The 23,569-nt window shown below is 61.9% G+C and carries 27 protein-coding genes and 1 tRNA gene; 14 read left to right on the top strand and 14 right to left on the bottom strand.

Features of this window, described 5'->3' with window-relative positions:
- Window positions 1-2: 2 nt before the first annotated feature.
- From nadE to NLY42_RS15415, 4 genes are read left to right on the top strand one after another with little or no spacing between them, the layout of a single operon-like run.
- The gene (nadE, locus tag NLY42_RS15430) at window positions 3-959 is read left to right on the top strand and encodes an NAD(+) synthase (protein WP_023754520.1); all 957 of its coding nucleotides are present in this window, start codon (window positions 3-5) and stop codon (window positions 957-959) included.
- A gap of 6 nt (window positions 960-965) precedes the next feature.
- Window positions 966-2,993: an asparagine synthase (glutamine-hydrolyzing) gene (gene asnB / locus NLY42_RS15425; RefSeq protein ID WP_023754521.1), complete on the top strand. Its 2,028-nt coding sequence runs from the start codon at window positions 966-968 to the stop codon at window positions 2,991-2,993.
- A complete protein-coding gene (locus NLY42_RS15420) occupies window positions 2,983-4,539 on the top strand; it encodes a class I adenylate-forming enzyme family protein (protein WP_031244360.1) in 1,557 nt (518 codons plus the stop codon). The genes asnB and NLY42_RS15420 overlap by 11 nt, the downstream gene beginning before the upstream one ends.
- Before the next feature lie 55 nt (window positions 4,540-4,594).
- The gene (locus NLY42_RS15415) at window positions 4,595-4,861 is read left to right on the top strand and encodes an acyl carrier protein (RefSeq protein WP_023670883.1); all 267 of its coding nucleotides are present in this window, start codon (window positions 4,595-4,597) and stop codon (window positions 4,859-4,861) included.
- 54 nt (window positions 4,862-4,915) lie between these two features.
- On the opposite strand, the gene NLY42_RS15410 is transcribed toward NLY42_RS15415, so the two are convergent.
- Entirely contained in the window at window positions 4,916-5,608 is a 693-nt protein-coding gene (locus NLY42_RS15410) for a N5-glutamine methyltransferase family protein (protein WP_023689767.1), read from the bottom strand.
- 485 nt (window positions 5,609-6,093) lie between these two features.
- On the opposite strand from NLY42_RS15410, the gene NLY42_RS15405 reads away from it, so the two are divergent.
- Together NLY42_RS15405 and NLY42_RS15400 are read left to right on the top strand one after the other, a co-directional pair.
- Window positions 6,094-6,465 carry a response regulator gene (locus NLY42_RS15405; RefSeq protein ID WP_023670881.1) on the top strand — a complete coding sequence of 124 codons (372 nt, stop codon included), beginning with the start codon at window positions 6,094-6,096 and terminating at the stop codon, window positions 6,463-6,465.
- Between the two features lie 371 nt (window positions 6,466-6,836).
- A complete protein-coding gene (locus NLY42_RS15400) occupies window positions 6,837-7,040 on the top strand; it encodes a hypothetical protein (RefSeq protein WP_155921622.1) in 204 nt (67 codons plus the stop codon).
- Window positions 7,041-7,213: 173 nt separating this feature from the next.
- Here the strand turns inward: NLY42_RS15400 and NLY42_RS15395 are convergent, their stop codons facing one another.
- Both NLY42_RS15395 and NLY42_RS15390 read right to left on the bottom strand, forming a co-directional pair.
- Window positions 7,214-7,399: a hypothetical protein gene (locus NLY42_RS15395; protein WP_023681021.1), complete on the bottom strand. Its 186-nt coding sequence runs from the start codon at window positions 7,397-7,399 to the stop codon at window positions 7,214-7,216.
- A 640-nt stretch (window positions 7,400-8,039) separates the two neighbouring features.
- Window positions 8,040-8,231 carry a hypothetical protein gene (locus NLY42_RS15390; protein WP_023754523.1) on the bottom strand — a complete coding sequence of 64 codons (192 nt, stop codon included), beginning with the start codon at window positions 8,229-8,231 and terminating at the stop codon, window positions 8,040-8,042.
- Between the two features lie 151 nt (window positions 8,232-8,382).
- On the opposite strand from NLY42_RS15390, the gene NLY42_RS15385 reads away from it, so the two are divergent.
- Entirely contained in the window at window positions 8,383-8,706 is a 324-nt protein-coding gene (locus tag NLY42_RS15385) for a tyrosine-type recombinase/integrase (RefSeq protein WP_050591105.1), read from the top strand.
- A gap of 45 nt (window positions 8,707-8,751) precedes the next feature.
- Here NLY42_RS15385 and NLY42_RS15380 read toward each other — a convergent pair.
- Window positions 8,752-8,827: transfer RNA gene (locus tag NLY42_RS15380), tRNA-Ile, on the bottom strand.
- Window positions 8,828-8,961: 134 nt separating this feature from the next.
- Here NLY42_RS15380 and NLY42_RS15375 point away from each other — a divergent pair.
- The gene (locus tag NLY42_RS15375) at window positions 8,962-9,672 is read left to right on the top strand and encodes an SIMPL domain-containing protein (RefSeq protein ID WP_023672467.1); all 711 of its coding nucleotides are present in this window, start codon (window positions 8,962-8,964) and stop codon (window positions 9,670-9,672) included.
- A gap of 243 nt (window positions 9,673-9,915) precedes the next feature.
- On the opposite strand, the gene NLY42_RS15370 is transcribed toward NLY42_RS15375, so the two are convergent.
- Window positions 9,916-10,260, bottom strand: coding sequence for a hypothetical protein (locus tag NLY42_RS15370; protein WP_023672466.1), 345 nt, complete (start codon window positions 10,258-10,260; stop codon window positions 9,916-9,918).
- Between the two features lie 220 nt (window positions 10,261-10,480).
- Window positions 10,481-10,927 (bottom strand): YcgN family cysteine cluster protein, encoded by a 447-nt coding sequence (locus NLY42_RS15365; protein ID WP_023672465.1) that lies wholly within the window; start codon window positions 10,925-10,927, stop codon window positions 10,481-10,483.
- 202 nt (window positions 10,928-11,129) lie between these two features.
- On the opposite strand from NLY42_RS15365, the gene NLY42_RS15360 reads away from it, so the two are divergent.
- Window positions 11,130-13,325, top strand: a complete 2,196-nt coding sequence (locus NLY42_RS15360; RefSeq protein WP_023691506.1) for an OmpA family protein — start codon at window positions 11,130-11,132, stop codon at window positions 13,323-13,325.
- A 326-nt stretch (window positions 13,326-13,651) separates the two neighbouring features.
- Window positions 13,652-14,167 (top strand): TIGR00645 family protein, encoded by a 516-nt coding sequence (locus NLY42_RS15355; protein WP_023672463.1) that lies wholly within the window; start codon window positions 13,652-13,654, stop codon window positions 14,165-14,167.
- 130 nt (window positions 14,168-14,297) lie between these two features.
- Here the strand turns inward: NLY42_RS15355 and NLY42_RS15350 are convergent, their stop codons facing one another.
- The 3 genes from NLY42_RS15350 to NLY42_RS15340 form a co-directional block, all read right to left on the bottom strand.
- On the bottom strand, window positions 14,298-15,164 hold the full coding sequence (locus NLY42_RS15350; protein ID WP_023672462.1) for an SDR family oxidoreductase: 867 nt from the start codon (window positions 15,162-15,164) through the stop codon (window positions 14,298-14,300).
- 119 nt (window positions 15,165-15,283) lie between these two features.
- On the bottom strand, window positions 15,284-15,991 hold the full coding sequence (locus tag NLY42_RS15345) for a helix-turn-helix transcriptional regulator (protein ID WP_156933719.1): 708 nt from the start codon (window positions 15,989-15,991) through the stop codon (window positions 15,284-15,286).
- A gap of 8 nt (window positions 15,992-15,999) precedes the next feature.
- Entirely contained in the window at window positions 16,000-16,872 is an 873-nt protein-coding gene (locus NLY42_RS15340; RefSeq protein ID WP_023754524.1) for a S1C family serine protease, read from the bottom strand.
- 169 nt (window positions 16,873-17,041) lie between these two features.
- Here NLY42_RS15340 and NLY42_RS15335 point away from each other — a divergent pair, with 169 nt between their 5' ends.
- On the top strand, window positions 17,042-17,992 hold the full coding sequence (locus NLY42_RS15335; protein ID WP_023672459.1) for a S1C family serine protease: 951 nt from the start codon (window positions 17,042-17,044) through the stop codon (window positions 17,990-17,992).
- A gap of 4 nt (window positions 17,993-17,996) precedes the next feature.
- On the opposite strand, the gene NLY42_RS15330 is transcribed toward NLY42_RS15335, so the two are convergent.
- Entirely contained in the window at window positions 17,997-18,908 is a 912-nt protein-coding gene (locus NLY42_RS15330) for an arginase family protein (protein ID WP_023672458.1), read from the bottom strand.
- A 94-nt stretch (window positions 18,909-19,002) separates the two neighbouring features.
- Window positions 19,003-19,428: a VOC family protein gene (locus NLY42_RS15325; protein ID WP_023672457.1), complete on the bottom strand. Its 426-nt coding sequence runs from the start codon at window positions 19,426-19,428 to the stop codon at window positions 19,003-19,005.
- Window positions 19,429-19,494: 66 nt separating this feature from the next.
- Here NLY42_RS15325 and NLY42_RS15320 point away from each other — a divergent pair, with 66 nt between their 5' ends.
- Window positions 19,495-20,121 (top strand): TetR/AcrR family transcriptional regulator, encoded by a 627-nt coding sequence (locus NLY42_RS15320; RefSeq protein ID WP_023701145.1) that lies wholly within the window; start codon window positions 19,495-19,497, stop codon window positions 20,119-20,121.
- Here NLY42_RS15320 and NLY42_RS15315 read toward each other — a convergent pair.
- Entirely contained in the window at window positions 20,054-21,010 is a 957-nt protein-coding gene (locus NLY42_RS15315; RefSeq protein WP_023683802.1) for a LysR family transcriptional regulator, read from the bottom strand. The two genes, NLY42_RS15320 and NLY42_RS15315, sit on opposite strands and share 68 nt — an antisense overlap.
- 109 nt (window positions 21,011-21,119) lie before the next feature.
- On the opposite strand from NLY42_RS15315, the gene NLY42_RS15310 reads away from it, so the two are divergent.
- Entirely contained in the window at window positions 21,120-21,755 is a 636-nt protein-coding gene (locus NLY42_RS15310) for an FMN-dependent NADH-azoreductase (protein ID WP_023672454.1), read from the top strand.
- Window positions 21,756-21,973: 218 nt separating this feature from the next.
- A complete protein-coding gene (locus NLY42_RS15305) occupies window positions 21,974-22,552 on the top strand; it encodes a hypothetical protein (protein WP_245263542.1) in 579 nt (192 codons plus the stop codon).
- Window positions 22,553-22,599: 47 nt separating this feature from the next.
- Here NLY42_RS15305 and greA read toward each other — a convergent pair whose 3' ends face one another.
- Window positions 22,600-23,082 (bottom strand): transcription elongation factor GreA, encoded by a 483-nt coding sequence (greA, locus tag NLY42_RS15300; protein ID WP_023683799.1) that lies wholly within the window; start codon window positions 23,080-23,082, stop codon window positions 22,600-22,602.
- Window positions 23,083-23,183: 101 nt separating this feature from the next.
- Window positions 23,184-23,477, bottom strand: coding sequence for an HlyU family transcriptional regulator (locus NLY42_RS15295; protein ID WP_023701148.1), 294 nt, complete (start codon window positions 23,475-23,477; stop codon window positions 23,184-23,186).
- Window positions 23,478-23,569: the final 92 nt, after the last annotated feature.

Here is a 23,569-nt window from a genome sequence, read left to right as displayed (position 1 = left end):
ACATGCTGACGCTCGATGCCCGCGCGGAGGTCGATCGCATCGTTGACACCTTGCGCACTCAGGTTCTCGGCACCCTGCATCGTCGCGGCGTGGTTGTCGGTCTTTCCGGCGGTATCGACAGCTCCGTCGTCGCGACCTTGTGCATGCGCGCGTTCGGGAAAGACAAGGTCCTGGGACTGTTCATGCCGGAGCGGGATTCTTCCGGCGACTCCCTGAGACTTGGCCGCCGCGTCGCGGCACAGCTTGGCATTGAAAGCGTCCTTGAGGACATAGCACCGGCACTGGAGGCCATTGGGGCCTACCGCCGGCAGATCGATGCGATCCAGACCGTCGTTCCCGACTATGGGGAAGGGTGGAAATGCAAGCTGGTGATCGCGTCGGTTCTGGAGAGCAGCGGGCTCAATATAACCCGCCTCACGGTCCAGGATCCGCAGGGTAAAGTAGATACCGTGCGTCTGCCGCCAGCTGCCTATCTGCAGATCGTTGCTGCGACAAACTGCAAGCAGCGCCTGCGCAAGATGACGGAATACTATCACGCCGACCGCCTCAAATACGCGGTTGTCGGCACTCCAAATCGCCTCGAGTACGACCAGGGCTTTTTCGTCAAGCAGGGCGACGGAGCCGCCGACGTGATGCCGATCGTTCACCTTTACAAAACCCAGGTTTATCAACTCGCGGAATATCTCGAGGTGGATGATGAAATCCGGCAGCGGCCACCGACCACCGACACCTTTTCCATGACCCAAAGCCAGGAAGAATTCTATTTCGCGCTGCCCTATCACCTGATGGATCTATGCCTCTACGGCCTGAACCACGGGGTCGCCAGCAATGAGCTCGCGGCGGTTGCTGGCCTCACCGAGCCCCAGCTTCAGAAAGTGTTCAAGGACATCGAAGCGAAACGAAGGGCGGCCCACTATCTTCACGCGCGGCCTTTGCTGTCCGCGGAAGGCGGAGATTGACCGAGCATGTGCGGCATCGCTGGAATCGTGGCGCTGAATGCCACAGCGGCTTCTCCTTCGCGGCAGGCGCTGATGCAGATGATGGGCGCGCTGGCGCATCGCGGTCCCGACGGGCGCGGTCTCTACCGGGACAGACGCGCGGGGCTGGCGCATGTGCGCCTGTCCATCGTCGATCTTTCCAGTGGCCAGCAGCCGATGGCGGATACAGGCGATACGACGTGGATCGTGTTCAACGGCGAGATATTCAACTACGTCGAATTGCGTGAAAAACTCACGGCACTCGGCCACCGCTTCCGAACCCGCAGCGACACGGAGGTCGCGCTGCACGCCTATCGTGAGTGGGGAGAAACGGCCTTCGAGCGGATGAACGGCCAATGGGCAATTGCGATCTGGGATTCAGTGGCCAATCGTCTCATATTGTCGCGCGACCGCTTCGGCATTTGCCCGCTGTATTTCAGCGAGCATGCGCACCGGCTTTATTTCGCCAGCGAAGTGAAAGCCATTTTCGCGGCCGATCGAACCATACCTCGCGCCCTTGATCCAGCCGGCATTGATCAGACGTTCACGCTCTGGACGGTCGTTCCGCCGCAAGGAGTTTTCCACGGAATCAACGAACTCGAGCCGGGTCATGTCCGCATCTATCAGGATGGCACCGTTCGTGAGCGGATTTTTTGGCAGCCTTCCTATCCCGACAAGTTCGGATCGCGGCAGGGCGAGTTCACCGGGTCCAGCGATGACGCGGTGGACCGCGTGTCTAGCGCTCTTGAGGCCGCGACGGCGCTCAGAATGGTGCGCGCCGACGTGCCTGTCGGGTGCTACCTCTCCGGAGGGCTGGACAGTTCGCTTGTGGCCGCGCTCGCGAGGCGCTTCGCGGGCGAGCGCTTCCAAACCTTCTCCTTGCGTTTTGCCGACGCCGAATATGACGAGACCCGCTTCCAGCGAATAGTTGCCGAGGCGACCGGCAGTGAGCACCATGAAGTGGTCGTTTCGCGCAGAGATATAGCCGGAACCTTTCCGGAGGTAATCCGACACACCGAACGCCCGATACTGAGGACTGCCCCGGCGCCACTCTTCCTGCTCTCGCGCCTGGTGCGTGAGCGTGGAATCAAGGTCGTGCTGACCGGCGAAGGCGCTGACGAAATGTTCGCCGGCTACGACCTGTTCCGCGAAGGCAAGGTCCGCCGCTTCTGGGGGCGCCACCCGACTTCGACACGACGCTCTCGGCTCCTGGAACGCCTTTACCCCTATCTCACCCGCTCGCCGGTGCAACAGCAGGCGATGGCGCGTCAGTTCTTCGGGCGAAATATTCAGGCTTACGACGCGCCGGGCTTTGCTCATGAAACCCGCTGGCAAACCACCAGGGCCATCAAGCGCTTGTTTACGGCCGATATGCGGGCTCGAACGCAGGGCCGCGACGCCGTGTCCGAGTTGCTCGCCCGTCTGCCCGCGCAGTTTGCCCGTTGGAGTCCCCTTGCGCAGGACCAGTATCTCGAGGTGCAAACACTGATGTCGGGCTATCTGCTCTCCTCGCAAGGCGACAGGATGCTGATGGCTCACTCCGTCGAGGGGCGCTTCCCGTTCCTGGACGATGAACTTGTGAGGCTCGCGAATTCGCTGCCACCCTCCTTCAAACTCCGCGGCCTCGACGAAAAGCACGTGCTGAAGCGCATGGCGGCACCCATCCTGCCCTCCGAGATCGTAGCCCGCAAGAAGCAGCCCTTCCGCGCGCCCAACGCGCTTTGCTTCGTCGGCGCAGACGCTCCGGATTACGCTCGCGAGGCCGTTTCGCAGACGGCCCTGCGCGAGGCGAATGTCTTCGATCCAAAGGGGGTCACGCACCTGCTTGCCAAATGCCAGGCCAGAACTGGCGGTGGCGACCTGTCCAATGCCGACAACATGGCGCTGGTCGGCGTGTTGTCGACCCAACTTCTTCATCAGCAGTTCGTCGCGGGTTGTCCCAGTGCAACGCTCGAATGCACGCTCAGCGTCGACGTCGACTGCGAACATCGGGAAGAGCGCCTGTATGTTGCATGATGCCGTACCATTGCTGCATGACTACCTCGCCCATTCCGCCGTCCGACACGGAAGTAAGGTGGCGCTGGTGTGCAACAAGCAGCGTGTCACCTACCTCGAACTCGAAACGCGAGCCAACGCGATCGCCCGGGACCTGGCCGCATGCGGAGTCGTTCGCGGTGATCGCGTGATGATCTTCGCCGACAACACCGTCGAGACGGTGGTTAGCTTCTGGGCGGTGCTAAAGGCGAATGCGGTGGTGTGCATCGTCAACCCGCTCACCAAGAGCGACAAGCTCGATTATCTGCTCAACGACTGCCGGCCGACGGCGCTCATCACGGACGGCCATCTGCAAGCGATCTTCCGCGAGCCGGCGCGCGGCTGCCCGTCACTTCTGCGGGTGATCGTATCGGGACCTATCGACGACGTCGAACTCGCCCAGCTGCCGTTTGCCGTGCGCTGGGACGCCGCCCTCGCCAATGGCGCGGATACGCCGCCGGCACGGCAGTGCATCGATGTTGATCTGGCAGCCATCATCTACACGTCCGGGTCGACGGGCGAACCCAAGGGCGTGATGCTGACGCACAGAAACATGATGGCCGCGTGCGCGTCTGTCGCTTCCTACCTGGCGATTGCCGAGGACGAGGTGATCCTCAATGTCCTACCCCTCGCCTTCGATTATGGACTGTACCAGATGATCATGGCTTTTCGTACCGGCGCCCGGCTGGTGCTCGAACGCTCGTTCGCTTTCCCGGCACAGATCCTCGGGTTGATCAGGCAGGAGGGAGTTACGGGCTTTCCCGGCGTGCCCACAATCTTTGCCGCACTCTCCGAACTCAGGTCCCTCAAAGACCAGGATTTCTCGAGCATCCGCTACGTCACAAACACTGCGGCAGCCCTACCCCTCAAGCATATTTTCATGCTTCGCGAGCTGTTTTCGGGTGCACGCATCTATTCGATGTACGGTCTCACCGAATGCAAACGTTGCACCTATTTGCCGCCAGAGGACCTCGAGCGAAAGCCATTGAGCGTAGGGATCGCAATCCCGAATACGGAGATGTGGATCGTTGACGAGCATGACAGGCGGATAGGCCCAGGCGTTGTCGGCCAACTCGTCATTCGCGGCGCAACGGTGATGAAGGGGTATTGGGGCAAGCCCGAGGCAACGGCCAGGAAGCTCAAACCCGGCCCGCTGCCCGGCGAGCAGGTCCTATACACCGGCGACTACTGCCGGATGGATACGGAGGGTTACCTCTACTTCGTTGGCCGTGGGGATGAGATCATAAAGTCGCGAGGCGAGAAGGTGGCGCCAAGGGAAGTGGAAAACGTACTCATGGACATTCCAGGAGTCCGAGAAGCGGCTGTCATCGGTGTTCCCGACGAGCTCCTCGGGCAAGCGGTGAAAGCCTTTGTGGTGATGGAGCATGGAAGAGCCATTGGCGAAAGGGAACTGCAGAAGGAGTGCCAGAAGCGTCTGGAAAACTTCATGGTCCCGAAATCCATCGTCGTTGTGGCGAACCTGCCGATGACGGACACGGGAAAACTCAAGAAAACGGCGCTGTCATGATGCGGGGCCAGAACCAAGTCGCTGATTTAATGGTGACGCCACGGAGGACGAATTCATGTTGACCATCAAGGAACGCACCGGAATCTACAGCGAGCAGATTCGTAGTTTCTTGGTTTCGAATTTCTACGTCAGCGACGTCAAGGCATTGCTGGATGACGCATCCTTGCTCGATCAAGGCATTGTCGACTCGACGGGTGTGCTTGAGATTATCGGCTTCATCGAGGAGACCTTTGGCATTACCGTCGAGGATAGCGAACTTCTGCCTGAAAACCTCGATTCCATCCAGGGGATCGAGCAATACATCATCCGCAAAATGAACTGATGAGTAAGCGTAACGCCCAGAGCAGCCCCGTATTTGGTCTGATTGTCGCAGGATTCATGCCTGCGTCTTGACTTGCCCCAGAACCACCCGGCCCTCGCCCGCTTCGTTCGAGACCGAACGGATGTTCTCGAATGCCTTGCTGCGTTCCAGCAGACCCGCTACCTGTCGGTCTTGGCCAAGCCCGACCTCGAAGAGCAGGATGCCGCCACGCCGCAGGTATCGCGGTGCGTCTTTCAGCACGCGCATATGAATGCTCAGGCCGTAAGGGCCGGCTGCGAACGCCTCGCGCGGCTCAAGCTCGATCAGATGGGCGCGGTCGCCCTCGAGCCGCTTTTCAGAAATGTAAGGCGGATTGCAGACGATTACGTCGATAGTTCCGTCTAGCCCAAGGCCGATGAGAGAGTCGAACAAGTCGCCCTGAAGCACCGAAAGACGCTCAGCCATGCCGTGATGTGAGGTGTTGCGGCGTGCCGTTTCGACGCATTCATCGGTGAGATCGCTTGCCCAGACAAGGGCGCTGGGCACATGGTAGGCGATCGCGCACGCCAGATTCCCAGTGCCGCAGCACATATCAACTATGCGCGGAGCCGGCAGGTTCATCTGATGCAACACACCAAGCGCGGTCTTGCCGAGCAACTCGGTCTCAGGTCTGGGGACGAGCGCACCGGGCGAAACCAGCAGTTCAAGTCCCATGAACATGGCGCGGCCGGCGCCATAGGCATCAGCTACACTGAACTCTTTGCTCATGGCCGACCCCATCGCTTGATCTCCCCAGTATAGATCTGCGGCGCTCATGCGCCAGCCAAACCTGCTCCGAAATCATGAATTCTCAAGCCTTTCCTTCGAAAAACTGCAGGCACAAACTCGGTGCATCGCACTTCTGACGCTCATTGACCGATTGCAATCTCAGGTCGCCCAAGATGGAGAGAGAGGTGCTGCTCATGCTTGAAGAGCCAATGGCGCGGTACGGCGGCTTTTAGATTTTGTGGATCGTGGAGAGGGGTAAACGCCTATCCAACTCTGATGGAGCGGAGGCGCGGACCGCAGCTCCATTGACGCGCTAATCTTCGGCTCCGGTAATTCAGCAAGTGGTCGGTGGAAGCGCCTCCGCTCCAGCATCAGCCTCACCTTGCTGCATGGAGAGGTTACCTATAGGTTTGCGGACATGTCGAAACAACTGTCCGAAGGTCTCGGATCGACATCTCATTTCCGGTCAATCGCAGAGAGGGGCCGTGAGCGAAAGCGTGAGTGTTCTGATTGTTGAGGATCAATGGCTAGTCGCGCAGGACACTGCCGCGCGGCTGCGTCGCGCCGGTTATCAGGTGGTCGGACCTGTGCCGTCGGTATCCGCCGCTCTGCGTCTTGTCGAATCGGACAAGATTGACGTGGCGTTGCTAGACATCCAGCTGAACGGTGAAACGGGTCTGCCGGTGGCGAGGATATTGCAGGCGCGAGGCATCCCCTTTGCCTTCTTGTCGGGATTTGGCCCCGCCGACGTTCCCGCAGCTTTCCGCGACTGCAGATTCCTGCCGAAGCCGGCAACCGATGCTGTCATCCTTGCTGCTGTCAGCGAGTTGGCGTCCCTGCGCACAGCTTCGCGCTGACATTCGCTCCGCCGCATTATGACCGGAGTTGCGCCCCGGCGACCTGGTAGGCCGGACGAGGTCAGTCTCACAAAGGGCAACATTGGCGCTTTGGCCATGAGGACGGCGGACTACGACCGGCGAGGACGGAAATTCAGCGTTCAAAAAGCATCCGCCGGGGTTCCACTTCTCGGCCTGTTGGCGGCGATTTGGACTTAGGTCCGATCCCGGTCGCCAGAGGTCGGATTGCGGAACATCTGCCAAGGACCCACGTTCGGGGTTTGAGCACGGAGGTGCCGGCCGATCTCGAAGCGCAAGTTTCACGGGCAACTGTTGGGGAGTGTCGTAGTGCCGATTTCAAACGATATGGGGGACGAGTACCTGGAACTGGAATGTCCAAACTGTTCTCATGTCATCATAAAAAAGGGATCGTGGTTGAAGGTGATATCCAACTTCAACTGCACCCAATGCCATGCAAAAATCAGAATTGGTTATATGACCAAGCTCGCGCTTTTCGAGAAAAAAAGGCAAAGCATGAACCCGGCTGCGCAGTGAGCGTCCTGGCGGCCCGACAGTCGTTTGGGGTGGTGCGTTGAACCGTCGGGCCTGACCGGCCCGATGGCGGGGGAGCCAGGCCGGCTGGGTGAATCGTATACATTAGATCATGCTTATCAAGCCCAAATCCGCGGCGCGACATCGCCTGGTGGAGCAACGGTGAACCCCGCGCCCATATACGCGCTAGCAGGAACGTCGGCGGTCAACATGCCGCTCATTCGTAGAGAGTGCGAACAGCTTCATCAAACAGCTCCACCTCGGCTTCAACCTTTTCAGCCGCTTTATCGACCTTGTCGAAACGCTTCAGCATTCGATTGTGGAGCATGGACAAGCGTGCGGCATGGTAGACCACGCTGCGCTTGTAACCTTCAGAGTCGAGTGGTTCGAACAACATTGTCATGGCAGAAATCCTCAATGTTTTTCGTCCTGCAATCCTTCCCTAGTAAACCGCCAGTTAACTCTTTCGTTCCGCTGGTGATGCGAAGGCGCCCGAATGAATAACTCGTTGCGCTGTCTCCAGACTGCACGAGCGTGATTCGTCTGTCTGAGGTTAGGCCCCAAGGCTTGCGCTTGCCTCGCCTGTTCGGCTCATGCTGCGTCAGTCACGAAATCGACGGCCAGCTTCAGTTCAATCGCTTTGGGCGTGAGTTGAATACCGGCGCTGCCAAGAATTGCCGAATGATCATCCTGCTGTGGTGGGACCACCGAACCCGTCAGGAGCGACGAACCGAGCCGGCTTGGATAGTCGCCCCAACCGCAAGGACGCGAGCGGATCGAAGATCACGTCGGCAGGTGCTCTGCCCTCTCTGGGAAGCCGGCGCCGCGCGCACTTACTGAAAAAACCCAAACAGAATAAGAGCGAGAAAGGCAAACAGCAGCGCTGCAGCCGCTAGCAACACACCTTTGTTGGAGCCCCGCCGAGGTTGAGGGTCAGGCACGAGTTTTTTCCGGTTTGGGAGTTCATTCATTGGACATTAATTTGCGGCTGCAAATTAGGTTCCGCTCATGCTTGAATGCCTACAATGCCGCCCCACAGCGCCCTACAGGCGCACGACCTTCGCTAGCCCTAGGCGTGTCCGCTGGCCTTCTGCAAAGGACAACGCGAACGATTCCTGATTGAATGACCGGGCAATTTCCTGATCTTTCTCAACCACGCGGACGAACCATTCGCCGCAGGTTTCTGTCACTTCGACGCAAGGCACGGCCTTGCGGAATGGAACCACGTTATCCATCACAGCCGACCTACGAGCAATGGCAACATCGGTCTTATGAGGCCACCGAATTCGGGATTTCAATAAAAAAGTCGGTACGTGATCATGTAATTTACGGGATCAAGTATTTAGTGAGCAGCGGATCGCATTTGAAGTCCGCTAACGATCACCTATGTGCTCACCGAAGCATTGGGGCTCGGCCGACACGGTGATTTTGAACGCCTACGGCAATTCCTTCTCGGAGAGGTCGCTGACCGGCATGATGGCGCACTGGAGCAAGGTGGCGAGCATGGGGCCCGGCTGCACGCTGCATGGACTTCGGAAGACGCTGGGGAAGTACCTGGCCAAGAAGGGCGCGACCCCGAAACAATCGGCAGGCATTCTCGGCCACGACGACCTGGACCACGTAGAGCTTTACAGCAAGGACGGAGCAGGAGCGGCTCGCCGTGGATGGCATGGCGAAGCTTCTGAAGCGGTTTGTCTAACCGATGTCTAACCGGGTCGTCTACCCTCGACGCAAAGCCTTATGCATCAAGGCGACTGGTGGGCCCGGAGGGACTCGAACCCCCAACCAAGCGGTTATGAGCCGCCGGCTCTAACCATTGAGCTACAGGCCCCACGCGCGCTGGATTAGTGTTTTTCCTTGCGCGGCACAAGGCTTTCCGGACGGGCTGGCCGAGATCGCCCAAATCAGCCCATATTCGCGCCCTAGTCGACAGGCGCGACTGGATCGCACACCGAGGAGATTTTCATGACCAGACATATTTTGCCGCTCGCACTTGCCGCCGCGATCGCTTTTCCGGCGATGGCAAGCGCTGCCGATTCGCTGCCCCCGCCCCGCATCATCGTGTCGGGTGAAGGCCAGTCGACCGTGGCGCCTGACCTGGCGCTGCTGACGCTCAGCGTCATGCGCGAGGCCAAGACCGCACGCGCGGCACTCGACGCCAACAACGACGCCATGGCCGCCGTGATCGCGGCAATGAAGTCGGCAGGGATCAAGGATCGCGACCTGCAGACCGCCGGCATCCAGATCAACCCGCGTTACAACTACACCAACAAACCGGACGGCAGCCAGGAAGCCGAGCTTGTAGCCTACCAGGTGACCAACACACTCTCGGTGCGCATCCGCGACATCGACAAAACAGGTGAGATTCTCGACAAGGCTGTGTCGCTCGGCGTCAACCAGGGCGGCGGCATTTCGTTCTCCAACGAAGACCCGAAAGCTGCCGTCACCGAAGCCCGCAAGAAGGCGGTCGCCGATGCCATGGCCAAGGCCAAGACGCTGGCCGAAGCCGCCGGCGTCAGCATCGGCCGGGTGCTGGAAATCACCGACCAGAACGTTGCGCCGGCGCCGATGCCGATCAATGCCAAGGCCTTCGATGCGGCAGGCGCCGCGGTTCCCGTGCAGGCCGGCGAGAATGCCTACGCCGTGCAGGTAACAGTGACATTCGAGCTTAAGTAGCAGGCCACCGGGCCGGGCCGTCGGCCGGAACCGCAGATTTCCGACGTGAAAAACCCCGGAGGACTGGCCTCCGGGGTTTTTTCGAGCCGCACCTTTCCGCGGAGGGAAAGGGGCTCCTGGCTGACCCTAGAAGGGTCATGCCGCTACTCCAGGCTGATCCTCGCAGAGGAGCATGCCTCCGGATCGACCTTCGCAGAAGGTCGTATCCCAGACTGATCTTCGCAGAAGATCAGTCTGGTTCTCTTAGCGATAGATAACCGGGCAGCCGCGCTCATTGGCGAACACGACCACTACGCGATCGCCATACTGGCGGCCGGCGACCTTCACCACGCGGCGATTGACATCGACGATGCGGACGCGGTGCAGGCCCATGCGCTCGGCCTTGTCGAGGGCGCGATCCGGCGAGCAGCGGCGCCAATTGCGGTCACGGCGAAAGCCGTCCTCATCGTCGCCGGTGTAGACGCCGACGCGGCGGTCATGGTTGTTGCCGAAGCCGAGATAGATCGAGTCCGCCTGGGCGGGCACTGCGGCAAGGGTGCCGAGAGCTACGAGACCCGAAAGGGCTGCTGTCTTGAATGAGTTGAACATTGTCTTCTCTCCTTGTTGAGGGCTTGCGCCCGTCTTGGTCGAACCGATGGGGGGAGAATGCTCCTTGCAATCTGAACTCTTCGCGAACCGGCCGTTCATTTTCGGTTAATCTGCCCGACAGGTTGAAAGCAACCGCCCCTTCCACCGCTGCAAACGATCCTGACCGTCAAAAACGTCCAATGGCGCAGAACGCCCTATGGCAGCGTCCGTTCCAGAATGCTCAGGGCTCGTCATCGAGCATATAGTCGAAATAGTCGTCCGGCTCGGCCAGATCGGTCTCACTGGCGCGGACGCGGCCGCGCATGGAGATGCCGGCATCATGAACGGTCTCGGCACTTCCCGACACCAGCCTGTGCCACCAATAGAGATCGTGCCCCTCGGCAACCAGCCGGTAGGCACAGGTTTTCGGCAGCCACGTGATGGTGCGCACATTCTGCGGCGTCAGCCCGACACAGTCCGGCACGCGCGCCAGCCGGTTGGCATAGTCCGAACAGCGGCAGCTTTGCCCATCGAACAGCCGGCAGCCGACTGATGTCCAGTAGATCTCGCCGGTATCCTCGTCCTCGAGTTTAGACAGGCAGCATTTTCCGCAGCCGTCGCACAGCGATTCCCACTCGGTGGGCGTCATCGCTTCCAGCGTCTTGGTCTTCCAGAACGGCGTTTCCATTATGGGTCGAGATGTGGCCTCCGCATGCGGCAAGGTCAAGCTGTTGTGTGACTTCAAATTCCGGCCGCACCATAGGAAAAACATGAAGTTGCCTTCAAAACGCCGGTCAATCGTCCTTGGGTGCGGGTAATGCCCGCAAACCGGAACCAATCCGGTCAAGGACAGTTTGGGCAGGGATGGGACCCCACAAGGAGAATTTAAGATGAAACGCCAACCACGGGTACTGGCAGGTACGGCACTTGGCCTGCTTATGGCATCCGCGCCGTTGGGCGCATCCCCGTTGCAGGGCAACGCCGTTTTCGGCCCCTTGCAGCACACGGCCGCGCCACTGATCCTGGTCCAGGACGACCCTGCTGCAGATGGTCAGCAGACCGACCAGGAACTGCCGCGCAAAAAGAAACGCCAGCAGGCCGAACAGGCAGCGCCGGCCGCCGAGCAGCCTGCACCGGCTGCAGAGCAACCCGCCCCTGCCGCCGAGGAACAACAGCCGCGCAGGAAGAAGCGGGATCAGCAGCAGACCGAGCAGGCCCCGGCCGAACAGGCCGCACCTGCCGCCGAGGAACAGCAGCCGCGCAAAAAGAAGCGCAATCAACAGCAGCAGATCGAGGCGGCGCCTGCGGATGAGGGCGGCGCCCAGGCAGCGCCGGCGACCGATGAGCAGCCGCTCAAGCCACGCAAGAAGAAGCGTGACCAGCAGCAGATCGAGGCAGCACCGGCTGAACAACCGGCCGAACAGGTAGCTCCGGCAAATGAAGAACAGCCGCTAAAGCCACGCAAGAAGAAGCGCGACCAACAGCAGATCGAAGCGGCGCCCGCTGAACAGCCGGCCCAGCAGCCTGCCGAGCAGGCAGCGCCCACCGAACAGGTGGCGCCGGCAAACGACAACAAGTCGGGCAAGAAAAAGCGCAAGCAGGATCAGCAGATTGAGGCCGCGCCTGCCGACAAAGCGCCAGACGTCAAAGTTGCGCCTGCCGGAGAGCCCGCGCCGCAGGCCGAGCCGATTCAGCCCCCGGCCGATCAGCAAGCGGCTCCCGCCGAAGGTGAACAGCCGAAGGATCAGGCGAAAAAGCACGGCAAAAAAACTGTCGGCGAACAGCCGGTGACGGGCGAACAGCAGCCTGCGACCGGTGAACCACAGCCTGCGGAGCAACCGGCCAATGCCGAGCAGCCCGCGCAACGTGAGACGCCGGCGCAAGGCGAAGCCACGGCCAACCCCGACGAAGCACCCATCCTGGACAGCCAGAAGGATGCCAGGCGCAAGCACCGCAAGGACCAGGGCGGCAACAGCCAGAATGGCGACGGCCAAAATGGGAACGGCCAGAATGCTGGCGGCCAGACGGGCGAGCAGCCCGCGCAGGGCGGCACCGAGGCGCAAGCCCCGAAGCCGGCTCCGGTCGACCAGGGACCGCCGCCCACCGACGACAAGTCAGCTCAGCAGGCAATTCAGCCAGAAAAGATCGCCCCGGTGACGGAGGAAAAAGGCAAACGCGTCGAGCGCGCACCCGATGAGAACGTCCGCGACCGCCGGCGTCCGAAAGGCGTCGACGTCGTCAAGGAACTCGGCGACCGCGTCATCCTGCAGTTCAACAACCAGACGATCGTGGAAAGCAATGACGCTCCGCGCATGCACCGCGGCGCCAGGAATGTTTACTATGAGGAACTGTCGGGCGATCGCTCTCGGGAAATCGTCGAGCGCGACAATGGCATCCAGATCGTCACCATCCGCAACCGCAATGGCGACGTCATCAGGCGATCGCGCATCACGCCGGATGGGCACGAATATGTGCTGAGCTATGTCGACGAGCGCAGCTATGACGACGACAATGACTGGCGCGATCCCGGTGACGACCTGCCGCCGATGCGGCTCACCATCCCGCGCCGCGAGTACATCCTCGATTCGGAAGATGTCGAAAGCCCGGACGATTATTACGAGTTCCTCGAACAACCGCCGGTGGAGAAGGTCCAGCGCCTCTATTCCATCGACGAAGTGAAGCGTTCGGCGCGCGTGCGCGACATTGCCCGTCGCGTCGACCTCGATACATTGAACTTCGAGTTCGGCTCGGCCTCGATATCCGACACCGAAGTGCAGAAACTGGAAGGCGTCGCCACGGCCATGGAGAAACTGTTGAAGAAGAACCCGGCCGAAACCTTCCTGATCGAAGGCCACACCGATGCGGTTGGCACGCCGGAAGCAAACCTTGCTCTGTCCGACCGGCGCGCTGAGTCTGTCGCCGAAGCGCTGACCAATGCCTTCGGGATCCCGCCGGAAAACCTGACCACTCAGGGCTATGGCGAGGAATACCTGAAGGTCAACACCACGGCGCCCAACCGCGAGAACCGCCGTGTCGGCATCCGTCGCATCACCTCGCTGGTGGCACCGGTGGCGAGTAACAATTGATCTGCTTTCCAATGGCTTGAGCAGCTTTCTGGAATCAGATCGACAACAAGGACCCATCCCGGCAGATCGGGATGGGTCGAGCTGCGGACAGCAATCCCGGTTCAGCAAGAATTGTACTGGTATTAGAACCGGCTCATTGAATAGAGCGGCCGCCCTCCCCAGATTCAAGCCTGGGCGTTCCCTGCCCCGTCCCGACTCCAGCGGGATGCATTGAACCCCGCCGGCCCTCCCGGCGGGGTTTTTTTGCGTCGCAATTTGCCTTGCAAACTGCGGCAAGCTGATCGAAATACCCCAGTCGACCTCAGAAAGCTGACCGGAACCGCTGCATGAAACGTCTCGAACTCGCCATCGAATCGATCATCCTCGCCTCACGCTGGCTGCTGGTGGTTTTCTACATCGGGCTGGCCCTGGCGCTCGCCGTCTATGCGCTGTCCTTCGGCAAAAAACTCTACGAGTTCGTCATGGTCGCCTTCACACTCGACGACACCGACACCATCCTGAAGATGCTCGGCCTCATCGACGCCGCACTTGTCGCCTCGCTGGTGGTGATGGTGATCATCTCCGGCTACGAGAATTTCGTCAGCCGCTTCGACGACCAGGATGGCGGTGTGCACTGGCTGGGTACGATCGATGTCGGTTCGCTGAAGGTCAAGGTCGCCTCGACCATCGTCGCTATTTCCTCGATCCACCTGTTGCAGGTGTTCCTGAATTCGTCTTCCTATACGATCGACCAGCTGATGTGGCTGACCATCATCCACCTCGCTTTCGTCGTCTCGGCGCTGATGCTGGCCTATATCGACCGGCTGATGGGACTGAGCAAAGGCAAGAAGGGCGAGGAGTGATGAGCCCCTTTCTCCCCGTTCATGGGGAGGTGAGGCTGGTCCGCACAGCGGGCGAAAAGCCAATTGCTTGGTTTTTCGAAAAACGCCGGCAGGTGGATGAGGAAGCAGCGCCGTCGGCCCGTGATTTCCGTCAGTAGATGCTTTTGACGTTCGTCGGCGAATTGGCAAATACCGCGTCCGGCACGAAAAAGTCGCCGGCCAGCGGCCCGGTCGCGCCCGGCGCATAGACCGCGAAATCGGTCACGCCCTCGGCCCGCAGCACCTCTTCATCGATGTAGAAATTGCCTGATGTCTCGCGCGATGAGCGCATGAAGATGGCGTGTGCGGCATCGGCCATGATGTCGGGTAAGCGGCTCATCGCCGCCACCGTCGCGCCGCCGAGCAGATTGCGCACCGCAGCCGTGTCGATGGTCGAGATCGGCCACAGCGAATTGACCGCGATGCCGTCCTTGGCAAACTCGGCGCTCATCCCCAGCGTGCACATCGACATGCCGAACTTGGCCATGGTGTAGGCGACATGGTTCTTGAACCATTTGGCCTTCATGTCGAGCGGCGGCGCCAGATTCAAGATGTGAGGATTGCTTGCCAACTTCAGGTGCGGAATGCACATTTTCGACACCAGGAAGGTGCCGCGCGTGTTGATCTGGTGCATCAGATCGTAGCGCTTCATGTCCGTCTCCAGCGTGCCGGTGAGCTGGATGGCGCTGGCATTGTTGACGCAGATATCGATGCCGCCGAACTTTTCGACGGTCTTGGCAACCGCCTCAGCCACCTGCGCCTCCTCGCGGATGTCGCACAAAACAGGCAGCGCCTTGCCGCCGGCCTGCTCGATCTCCTCAGCTGCCGAGTAGATCGTGCCCGGCAGCTTCGGATGCGGCTCGGCGGTCTTGGCCGCGATCGTCACATTGGCGCCGTCGCGCGCAGCTCGCAGCGCGATCGAAAGACCGATGCCGCGCGACCCGCCGGAGATGAACAGCGTCTTTCCCTTGAGCGACATGTCTTGGCACCTCCCTTGCTACATCACTGACGCGAACCATTGCGCGGCGGCAATGCACTGCGCAAGGCCTCGGCAGCCTGCAACGGGTTACGCAACGTAGGCTCAAATGGATAAGGGGGTTAGACCAGCACCAGGCCCTGCCGCATCGCGATCGCGATGGCATCCGTGCGGTTCGCAGCACCCAGCTTGATCAGGATCGCGGCGACGTGGAACTTTGCCGTGTGCACGGAGATGTTCAGCCGCCGCGCGATCACCTTGTTGGGCGCGCCTTCGGCCAGCAGCGCCAGCACTTCGGCCTCGCGCGGCGACAGCGCCGGACGGGCGGTAGCGCCATCGTCCAACGGCTCCTCGCCGAACAGCCCGCTATGGCTTCCGCCGTTGGCGGCGCCATCGAAATCGTCGTGGCGAGCGGGCGTCGAACGCCCATCCCTGGACACCCGGTAGCCGGCCGCCGCTAGTCTGACGGCAGCCGCGATCAGATTCGCATCCGACGCCAAAGGCAGCACGGCAAGCACCCGGTTTTCCGGCCGGCCAGCGCTCGCGGATAGCAGCACCCGTGGGATTGCGCTGTTGCCACCATCGGCCCGATCGAGCCAGGCCGCACTGTTCGCAACAGCGTCATCGACGACAGCGACGTCGGCAATCCCGCTGCCGGCCACGACCGGAAGCAGATCGTCCGCCATGGCAAGCGAAGCCGACAGGCGCTCGGCACGCGCGGCATCGTGCAGCGCGATCAGCACCACGAGCTGGCGTCCGCCGCCCGCCACCTCCGGCCCACCCACCTCCGGCCCACCCGGCTCCGGCCTTGTCAGCGTGTCGCTTTCCATCGGCCCTCTCAGCTCAGCGGCTTTTCACCGACGGTCAGCGCGACATCGCGCTGCTCGCCGCCGCGCACCACGCCGAGCGCCACCGCGGCACCCGCGCTATCCGGCCCGAGCTTTCGGATCAGTTCGCGCGGGCCGTGCACGGCCTCGCCATTCCACGCCACGATGATGTCGCCCAGCGCAAGGCCGGCGGCCTTGGCCGGACCATTGTCGTCGAGGCTCATGACCATGGCGCCGCGCGCCGCGCCGTCACGGATCGGGTGCAGGCCGGCGCCGAGATAGCCGCGCGCGACATGGCCCTTTTCCCGCAGCGTCGCCACGGCCCGCTCGACCGTCTCATAAGGCATGACCAGCGCACGAGCACGCGGCCCGAACAGCAGCATGCCGATCAGCGCGCCCTTGGCGTCAAGCACCGGCCCGCCCTCGAAACGGCCGCCGGCATCAACGGCGAGATTGATGCGCCGATCGATGCTGCCGCCGCGCATCGAGCGCCAGGCGGGGCCGACCTCGCCGACCGAACCCGAGACGGCCAGCGCCGAACCCTGACTGCTGCCGATGGCGATGGCAAGATTGCCGGGCCGTACCGCGTCAGCCTTGGCGAGCGCAGGCCCCGCGACCGCGCCGGCCGGCTTCAGAAGCGCTACGCCGGTCGACGGATCGCGACCGACCAGTTCGGCCTTCACCGCTTCGCCCGAAGCCAATGTCAATTCGATCTCCTCACCGGCCTCGACAGCTTCCTCGGCGGTGACGAAATAGCCGTCACGCCAGTGGAAGGCGCTGGCGGTGCGATGGTGATGGGTGGCGAAACTTGCCGTTGCCGGCGCAGCCTTGGCGGCGAGATCGGCGATGGCCTCGGAAAATGCATTAAGGTTGAAGTCACTCATGATGATCTCCTGGGTTTTCTCATGCCCCAGATATCGCTCGGCAGTGCGCCCGGAGGTACTCGTCTGACGGCTAGTTACTGGTTTGACTGGCCATCTGGTCAGGTCGCGGCAGTTCGAGCCGCTCCGCACATATAGTCATCATCGCGCCTGAAAACACGGAGCCCCGCCAATGGCCCTCGCCGCCCACAAATTCGAAACCGACGACACACTGCTCGACGCCTATTCGACGACAGTCGCCGACGCCGTCGACCGCATCGGCCCAGCCGTCTGCCGCATCGAGCGCGTCGGTGGCCAAGGTGGCCATGGCTCCGGCTTCGTCATCACCCCGGACGGGCTGGTCGTCACCAATTTCCATGTCGTTGGCGATGCCAAAACGGTGCGCGTCTCTATGCCCGACGGCGCCTCCAGCGAAGGCCGTGTGCTAGGCCGCGACCCCGACACCGACATCGCGCTGGTGCGCGCCGATGGCAGCTTCACCGAAGTCGCGCCGCTCGGCGATTCCAAGCGGCTGCGGCGCGGCCAGATCGCCATTGCCATCGGCAATCCGCTCGGCTTCGAATGGACCGTAACGTCAGGCGTGGTCTCCGCACTTGGCCGTTCGATGCGCGCCTCGACCGGGCGGCTGATCGACGATGTCATCCAGACCGATGCCGCGCTCAATCCCGGCAATTCCGGCGGACCGCTGGTGTCGTCGGCAGGCGAGGTCATCGGCGTCAACACCGCCATGATCCACGGCGCGCAAGGCATCGCCTTCGCGGTCGCTTCCAACACCGCCAATTTCGTCATTTCGGAGATCATCCGCTTCGGCCGCGTGCGCCGTGCCTTCATCGGCATCTCCGCCGACACCACCAACCTGCCGCGCCGCGCCGCCCTTCTGTCGCAAGTGACCACCAGTACGGCGGTACGGCTGCGCAGCGTCGAGAAAGACGGACCCGCGGCGAAGGCCGGCCTCAGGGAAGGCGACATCATCGCGTCAATAGACGGTCGCCCGGTCACCGGCGTCGACGACCTCGTGCGCATGCTCGACGCCGAACGCATCGGCCGCGAGACGCTGTGCACCGTGGTGCGCCGCACCGGCGTCAGCCAGGTGACGGTGACGCCGGTAGCAAGGGCGAGTTGAGCCCTTATCGAGGGTTGAGCACCCGCCCGAGCAGCGACACCAGCAGTCGCGCAAGGTCACCGGTCGGGTCGAGGTCGGGATCGTAGATCGTCATGTCCAAGCCGGTGCAGCGCTGGTCCGCTGTCAGCGCCGACAGAATGGCAACGAGTTCATCGGGGTCGATGCCGGGGCTGCCGGGCGAATCCACCGCCGGCATCACCGTCTGGTCGAGCACATCGACATCGAGATGCAGCCAGTAGGGACAGCCGGCGCGCGCCAGCGTCGCTCTTGTCTTTTGCAACACTCCAGCCGCGCCGAGTTCCTGCGCGGCAAAGACGTCGATGCGCGTCACGGCGGTCGCATTGATGTCGGGCCAGGCAAAATCGGCATCGCGGCTCTCGCGTTCGCCGATCTGAACCACCGCCTCGTCGGCGACGAGCGGACCGACAACACCTGGCCATTGCGCCAGCAAAGCCTCGCCGCGTCCGGTGGCAAGTGCCAGATCCATGCCGGCAACCGAGCCGAGTGAGGCATTGACATCGTAGTTGCCGGGATGGCGGAAATCGCTGTGGCCATCGACATGGACCAGGGCGACCGCGCCCGAGCGCCGCGCGGCGACCAGTGCGCCAAGCAGGATCGAGCAGTCGCCGCCGATGATCAGCGGGAACTCGCCTTGCCCAAGCGCACCGGTGACGATCTCGGCAAGATCGAGGTTGAAGCAGCGGATCGCCGGACCATTACGCAGCCTAGTGCCCGGTTGCGGTTCGGTACTGTAAGCGGGTCTGTCGAGATCGACCACCCGCCCCGGCGCCAGCGACTCGATCAAACCAGCTTCGCTCAGCGCCTGCGGCGCACGCCAGGTGCCGGGCACATGGCCCGGCTCCAAGGGCCGAAGGCCGAGATTGGATGGCGCACGAACAAGGCAGATGTCACGCATGCGGCAGGCCCAGCTTCAACATCACCAACATAGACCGCATGGTGCGGGTCCGGCCACAGCGGCCGGAGCCGCTGCCGACATTTGCTGCCATTGTTCAGGCGCCCGCCGCGCCCGCCGCGAATTGCGCCTGAAATTCCGGGCTGAGCGGGATCGGCTTGATGACGTCGATCAGCACGCCATTGGGATCCCTGGTGATGAAATGGCGCTGGCCGAAGGGTTCGTCGCGCAGCGGGCACAGGATCGGCAGGCCGGCCGCAACGATCCGTTCATAGACAGCATCAGGATCCCTCACCTCGAAATTGATCAGCAGCCCCGATGTGCGGCCGCGCCCCCCCTCGGGGATCGTCTCGTGGTCGCCCTGGACGATACCGAGATTGACCCGGCGATCCTCGGCAGACTGCAGATGCACATACCAGTTGCTCGCAAACAGCGGCTTGAAGCGGAAGTGATTGATATAGAAGGCTTTTGTGCCGGCTACGTCGCCCGTCATCAGCACCGGATAATAGCTCGTCGTCTTCATCTTTCTTTCTCCCGTTAGCCAACATACAGTTTGCATGTAATTCGAAATAACATACAGGCTGCATGTATGCAACGAGAAACCCCGCGCCGCTCCAACCGCGACCGCACCGAAGCGACGCGCGCCGACCTGATCGCTGCGGCGCGCAAACTGTTCATCGAAAAGTCCTATGCCGAGACCGGCACGCCGGAGATCGTTGCGGCCGCCGGCGTCACCCGCGGCGCGCTCTATCACCACTTTGCCGACAAGCAGGCGCTGTTTGCCGCCGTGGTCGAGCAGGAGGCGGCGGCGGTGGCGCAAGAGATCGAGCGCGCCTCGCCGCCTTCTTTGTTTGCCCGCAATGCGCTGATTGCCGGCTCGGACGCCTATCTCGCCGCCATGCGCGCGCCCGGCCGCACGCGGCTTTTGCTGCTCGACGGGCCGGCCGTGCTTGGCCGCGCCGCCATGGATGCGATCGACAATCGCCACGGCAACCGGTCGCTGCGCGAAGGCCTGGTTGCGGCAATGCGCGAACAGTCGATGACCAGACTGCCGGCCGATGCGCTGACCGCTTTGCTCGCCGCTGCCTTCGACCGCGCAGCACTTGCCGTCGAGGCCGGCGCCTCGGCCAAAGACTATCGCGCCGTGCTCATGGCTCTGATCGATGGGCTGTCTCCGGCTCATCCTCAGGCAGGTCGTCCGGGTCGAACTCGTTGAAGCAGCCGAGCTGGCGTTTGAACTGGTCGATCAGCCAGGCCGCCGCCGGTTTCGGGCTGCGGTCGGCGCGGTGCATGGCATAGAGCGATGAGCGCACCTCGCTAAAGGGTTCAAGGTCGAGTTCGACCAGCCTGCCGCTGGCCAAATCGTCCGCGATCAGCCAGCGCGGCAACCCGCCCCAGCCCAGCCCCTCGCGCATCAACGTATGCTTGATACGCACATCTGTCAGCCGCCATGTACGATAGGCAAAGACGCCGAAGTCGCGTCCCTTGGTGCGTTCCGACTGGTCGCTGACAACCAGCTGGGTGTGCTCTCGCGCATCCTCGAGCGCCACCGGTTTCGGCAGCAGTGCCAGAGGGTGGGTGGGGGCGGCAGCCAGCACGATCGACATGAAGCCGATGCGCACGAGATGCACGTCGACCTCGCCCAGCAAGCCACCGATGCCAAGATCCGACTGTCCGCTGACGACATGGTCGGGGATCAGACCGAGCGTGCCGATATGCAGTCGCATCATCACGGTCGGGAACTGCGCCTCGAACGCCTTCAGCACCCGCACCAGCACCGGCGAGGGCAGCGCCGCGTCAACCGATAGCGCAACTTCAGCCTCCAGCCCCTGATGGTGACCGTCGGCACGCGAACGGATGCGCTGCAGCACGCCGACCATGCGCCGGGCGTCCTCCAGCATCGCCCGGCCGATTTCGGTCAGCTGCGGCTCGCGCGTGCCCTCGCGCTCGAACAGTTTCAGGCCAAGCTGCGCTTCAAGATTGGCGATGCCGTAGCTGATGACGGACTGCGCGCGGTTAAGCTTGCGGCCGGCGGCTGAGAAGCTGCCGGTGTCGGCGACCGCAACCAGGATCTGCAATTGGTCGAGCGTCGGATTGGGCTGCACGGCATACCTACTTTATGGATGGATCGTATAGAAAATATACCAGTTTTTTGAATGGGTCGGTAGGCCCATATCAGGCGGGAGAAATCAATTCCCACTGGAGAGAACCGCTATGTCTATCCTGCTTGTAACCTCGAGCCCGCGCGGCGCTGCCTCGCACTCGACCCGTATCGCTACCGAATTCGCTGAAAAGCTCGTCGCCGCCGACCCGTCGAATACGCTCGTCGTACGCGACCTCGTGGCCAACCCGCTGCCGCATATCGACACCGATTATGCGACCGGCATCTACACCCCCGTTGAAGCCCGCACGCCGCGCCAGGCCGAAGTCGTCGGCGTCTCCGACATCGTGCTTGACGAACTGTTCGCAGCCGACACCGTGATCCTGGCCACCGGCTTCATCAACTTCAACATCTCCTCGACCCTGAAGTCCTGGGTCGATCACATCTCCCGCTCCGGCAAGAGCTTCTCTTATGGCGAGGGTGGTCCCAAGGGCCTCGTCACCGGCAAGAAGGTCTATATCGTACTCGCCTCGGGCGGCATCTATTCCGAAGGTGCGGCCGTGCAGTTCGATCACGCCATCCCCTATCTGCGCGGCGTGCTCGGCTTTCTCGGCATGACCGACGTCGACGTCATCCGGATCGAAGGCGTCGGCATGGGTCCCGACGCCGTGACCGCCGCGCTCGCCAATGCGACCGCCAAGGTCGATGCCGTGGTGGCCAAGACCGCGAGCGCGCAAATCGCCGCGTAAGCACACCCCGTCATTCGCATTGAAAAGGCAGGCGCTTCGGCGCCTGCCTTCTTGCTGTCCGGGGCCGAGAGCAGGGTCCACCGGCAGATGGCGTGGTGTTCGTGGCGGGGTTTTCGATGGCTGCCAACTATTCTTGCCCGTTCATCAGCTGGCCCTCATAGGCTTGGAGCCCCCGGCATCGCCATCGGATTTGCCGTTGGTCCACGGCCAATCTGTTTTTGCACCGACGGATCGGGCTAAACTCGTGCAACCCTGTCAAAACAGAGAGGCAACTTATGGCCGAATGTCCGAGTGGAGGAGAGAACAACGGAATTGTCGCAAGCGCTGTTGCCGACGACGATCCGCGTCTCGCGTTCATCTATCAGGAGGCGGTGAGAGGTCTCACTCAACAGCAGACGCTTGTGGAGAACATGAGCACCCGCGCCGGCAGCCTTGTCTTGGCCACCGCATTTGCCAACTCGCTACTCGGCGGTGCGGCGCTTTCCAACGGGCTTGGGCTTTGGGATTGGACCGCAGTGGCCCTGTTGTTCGGCATCGGCGGGCTGATCGTCTTCATGCTTTGGCCCTATCACCAATATACATTCCGCTTCGATCCGGAAGATCTGCTTGATCAATATGTCGACAGCGACAGGCCGACGACAATGTCGGCCATGCGCCGCGCGCTTGCCCTTCGGATCAAGGCGGACATGGCCGGCAACTGGCGAATTATCCAGCGGCTCCGGCTGGCGTTGCAGATTGCGCTGGTTTTTCTGCTGCTCGACATCCTGGCTTGGCTTTTGGCAATTGCGGGCATCTGATCACGTCTCAAGGTGCACCGGCCTCGGTCGCGCATCATACCTGCGTCCTAGGAAATGGACAGGATCTCAAGTTCGCGCGGCCCTAGCTGGACAAAGTCGCCAACGGTTTTTCCGGTCAGCGCGATGGCAACCGGCGAACCATGCGATATGGAAGCTTCAGACGGGTTGGCCTCATCCTCTCCGACGATGCGGAAGGTCTGAGTGCGGCCATCATCACGTTTGAAGGTAACGGTGTGCCCGAAGGCGATCACCTCATTAGAGGTGGGCACCGGCATAAGCTGTGCCGTACGGACGCGCTCGGCATAGTAACGCATATCTCGAACCGGAACCGCTGACTGGCGTCGCCGCTCATTGACATCTTCCAGCACGCTAGCGGCCTCGAGAGCTTGCTGGGCGCGAGTCAATTCAACCTGCAGCGTCTTGAGGCCCGCTTCCGTGACAAGGTTGACCCGATCGGAGACAGGGCGAGCCGGCAGGATGGTTTCCGATGCTGCCTCGGCGCTTTCCTCCTTGGCAAACGCTACGCTCAATTGTCGATACTTTCTGCTTGCCGCCCACTGCCGTTATTCGAGATTCTGGCGACGGATGACCGGCGCAAAACCTATGTTCGGCGCCTCGACCAGTTCGGCCCTTACCCGAACATCCTCTCGCCTTGCTCGTCGACCAGTTGCATGCCCTTCTTGATCGAGATGTCGACGGCGTCGCCCAGTCCGGCAAAGCGATCGGCGCGGATGAATTTGTGTTCCTTCATCACGCCGTCGACTTCCTTCGAAACCACGCCGCAGGTCTGGTATTGGCCCCCCTCCGCCTTGTAGGGCGTGGCGCTGATCAAAAATCCCTTGTGCTCAACCTGCTTTGCCGGTGCTGCGCTCTTGGGCTCGCCCCCCTCACCGCCACCACCGAAAAGACGCTTCAGAAAAGACATGGGGCTTCCTCCAACGGCAATCATCCTGCACCACGTCTCGCGGTGCAGGATGATTTTCAGTACCGTTCCTCAGTCGAACGGGCAAGCGTTCT

Source organism: Mesorhizobium sp. C372A, assembly GCF_030323245.1.
GTDB lineage: Bacteria > Pseudomonadota > Alphaproteobacteria > Rhizobiales > Rhizobiaceae > Mesorhizobium.
Note: the sequence above shows the minus strand (reverse complement) of the source record. Positions and strands in the feature narration are given on the sequence as shown.

Bases quoted from the DNA above. Each gene is read 5' to 3' on its own strand.
- NLY42_RS15360 (WP_023691506.1), top strand. From the start codon at position 11,130: ATGAAACGCCAACCACGGGTACTGGCAGGTACGGCACTTGGCCTGCTT.
- NLY42_RS15375 (WP_023672467.1), top strand. From the start codon at position 8,962: ATGACCAGACATATTTTGCCGCTCGCACTTGCCGCCGCGATCGCTTTT.
- nadE (WP_023754520.1), top strand. From the start codon at position 3: ATGCTGACGCTCGATGCCCGCGCGGAGGTCGATCGCATCGTTGACACC.
- NLY42_RS15370 (WP_023672466.1), bottom strand. From the start codon at position 10,260: ATGTTCAACTCATTCAAGACAGCAGCCCTTTCGGGTCTCGTAGCTCTC.
- NLY42_RS15325 (WP_023672457.1), bottom strand. From the start codon at position 19,428: ATGAAGACGACGAGCTATTATCCGGTGCTGATGACGGGCGACGTAGCC.
- NLY42_RS15340 (WP_023754524.1), bottom strand. From the start codon at position 16,872: ATGAGTGACTTCAACCTTAATGCATTTTCCGAGGCCATCGCCGATCTC.
- NLY42_RS15415 (WP_023670883.1), top strand. From the start codon at position 4,595: ATGTTGACCATCAAGGAACGCACCGGAATCTACAGCGAGCAGATTCGT.
- NLY42_RS15390 (WP_023754523.1), bottom strand. From the start codon at position 8,231: ATGGATAACGTGGTTCCATTCCGCAAGGCCGTGCCTTGCGTCGAAGTG.
- NLY42_RS15355 (WP_023672463.1), top strand. From the start codon at position 13,652: ATGAAACGTCTCGAACTCGCCATCGAATCGATCATCCTCGCCTCACGC.
- NLY42_RS15295 (WP_023701148.1), bottom strand. From the start codon at position 23,477: ATGTCTTTTCTGAAGCGTCTTTTCGGTGGTGGCGGTGAGGGGGGCGAG.
- NLY42_RS15310 (WP_023672454.1), top strand. From the start codon at position 21,120: ATGTCTATCCTGCTTGTAACCTCGAGCCCGCGCGGCGCTGCCTCGCAC.
- NLY42_RS15395 (WP_023681021.1), bottom strand. From the start codon at position 7,399: ATGACAATGTTGTTCGAACCACTCGACTCTGAAGGTTACAAGCGCAGC.
- NLY42_RS15320 (WP_023701145.1), top strand. From the start codon at position 19,495: ATGCAACGAGAAACCCCGCGCCGCTCCAACCGCGACCGCACCGAAGCG.
- NLY42_RS15365 (WP_023672465.1), bottom strand. From the start codon at position 10,927: ATGGAAACGCCGTTCTGGAAGACCAAGACGCTGGAAGCGATGACGCCC.
- NLY42_RS15330 (WP_023672458.1), bottom strand. From the start codon at position 18,908: ATGCGTGACATCTGCCTTGTTCGTGCGCCATCCAATCTCGGCCTTCGG.
- NLY42_RS15350 (WP_023672462.1), bottom strand. From the start codon at position 15,164: ATGTCGCTCAAGGGAAAGACGCTGTTCATCTCCGGCGGGTCGCGCGGC.
- NLY42_RS15385 (WP_050591105.1), top strand. From the start codon at position 8,383: ATGTGCTCACCGAAGCATTGGGGCTCGGCCGACACGGTGATTTTGAAC.
- asnB (WP_023754521.1), top strand. From the start codon at position 966: ATGTGCGGCATCGCTGGAATCGTGGCGCTGAATGCCACAGCGGCTTCT.
- NLY42_RS15410 (WP_023689767.1), bottom strand. From the start codon at position 5,608: ATGAGCAAAGAGTTCAGTGTAGCTGATGCCTATGGCGCCGGCCGCGCC.
- NLY42_RS15335 (WP_023672459.1), top strand. From the start codon at position 17,042: ATGGCCCTCGCCGCCCACAAATTCGAAACCGACGACACACTGCTCGAC.
- NLY42_RS15400 (WP_155921622.1), top strand. From the start codon at position 6,837: ATGTCCAAACTGTTCTCATGTCATCATAAAAAAGGGATCGTGGTTGAA.
- NLY42_RS15345 (WP_156933719.1), bottom strand. From the start codon at position 15,991: ATGGAAAGCGACACGCTGACAAGGCCGGAGCCGGGTGGGCCGGAGGTG.
- NLY42_RS15420 (WP_031244360.1), top strand. From the start codon at position 2,983: ATGTTGCATGATGCCGTACCATTGCTGCATGACTACCTCGCCCATTCC.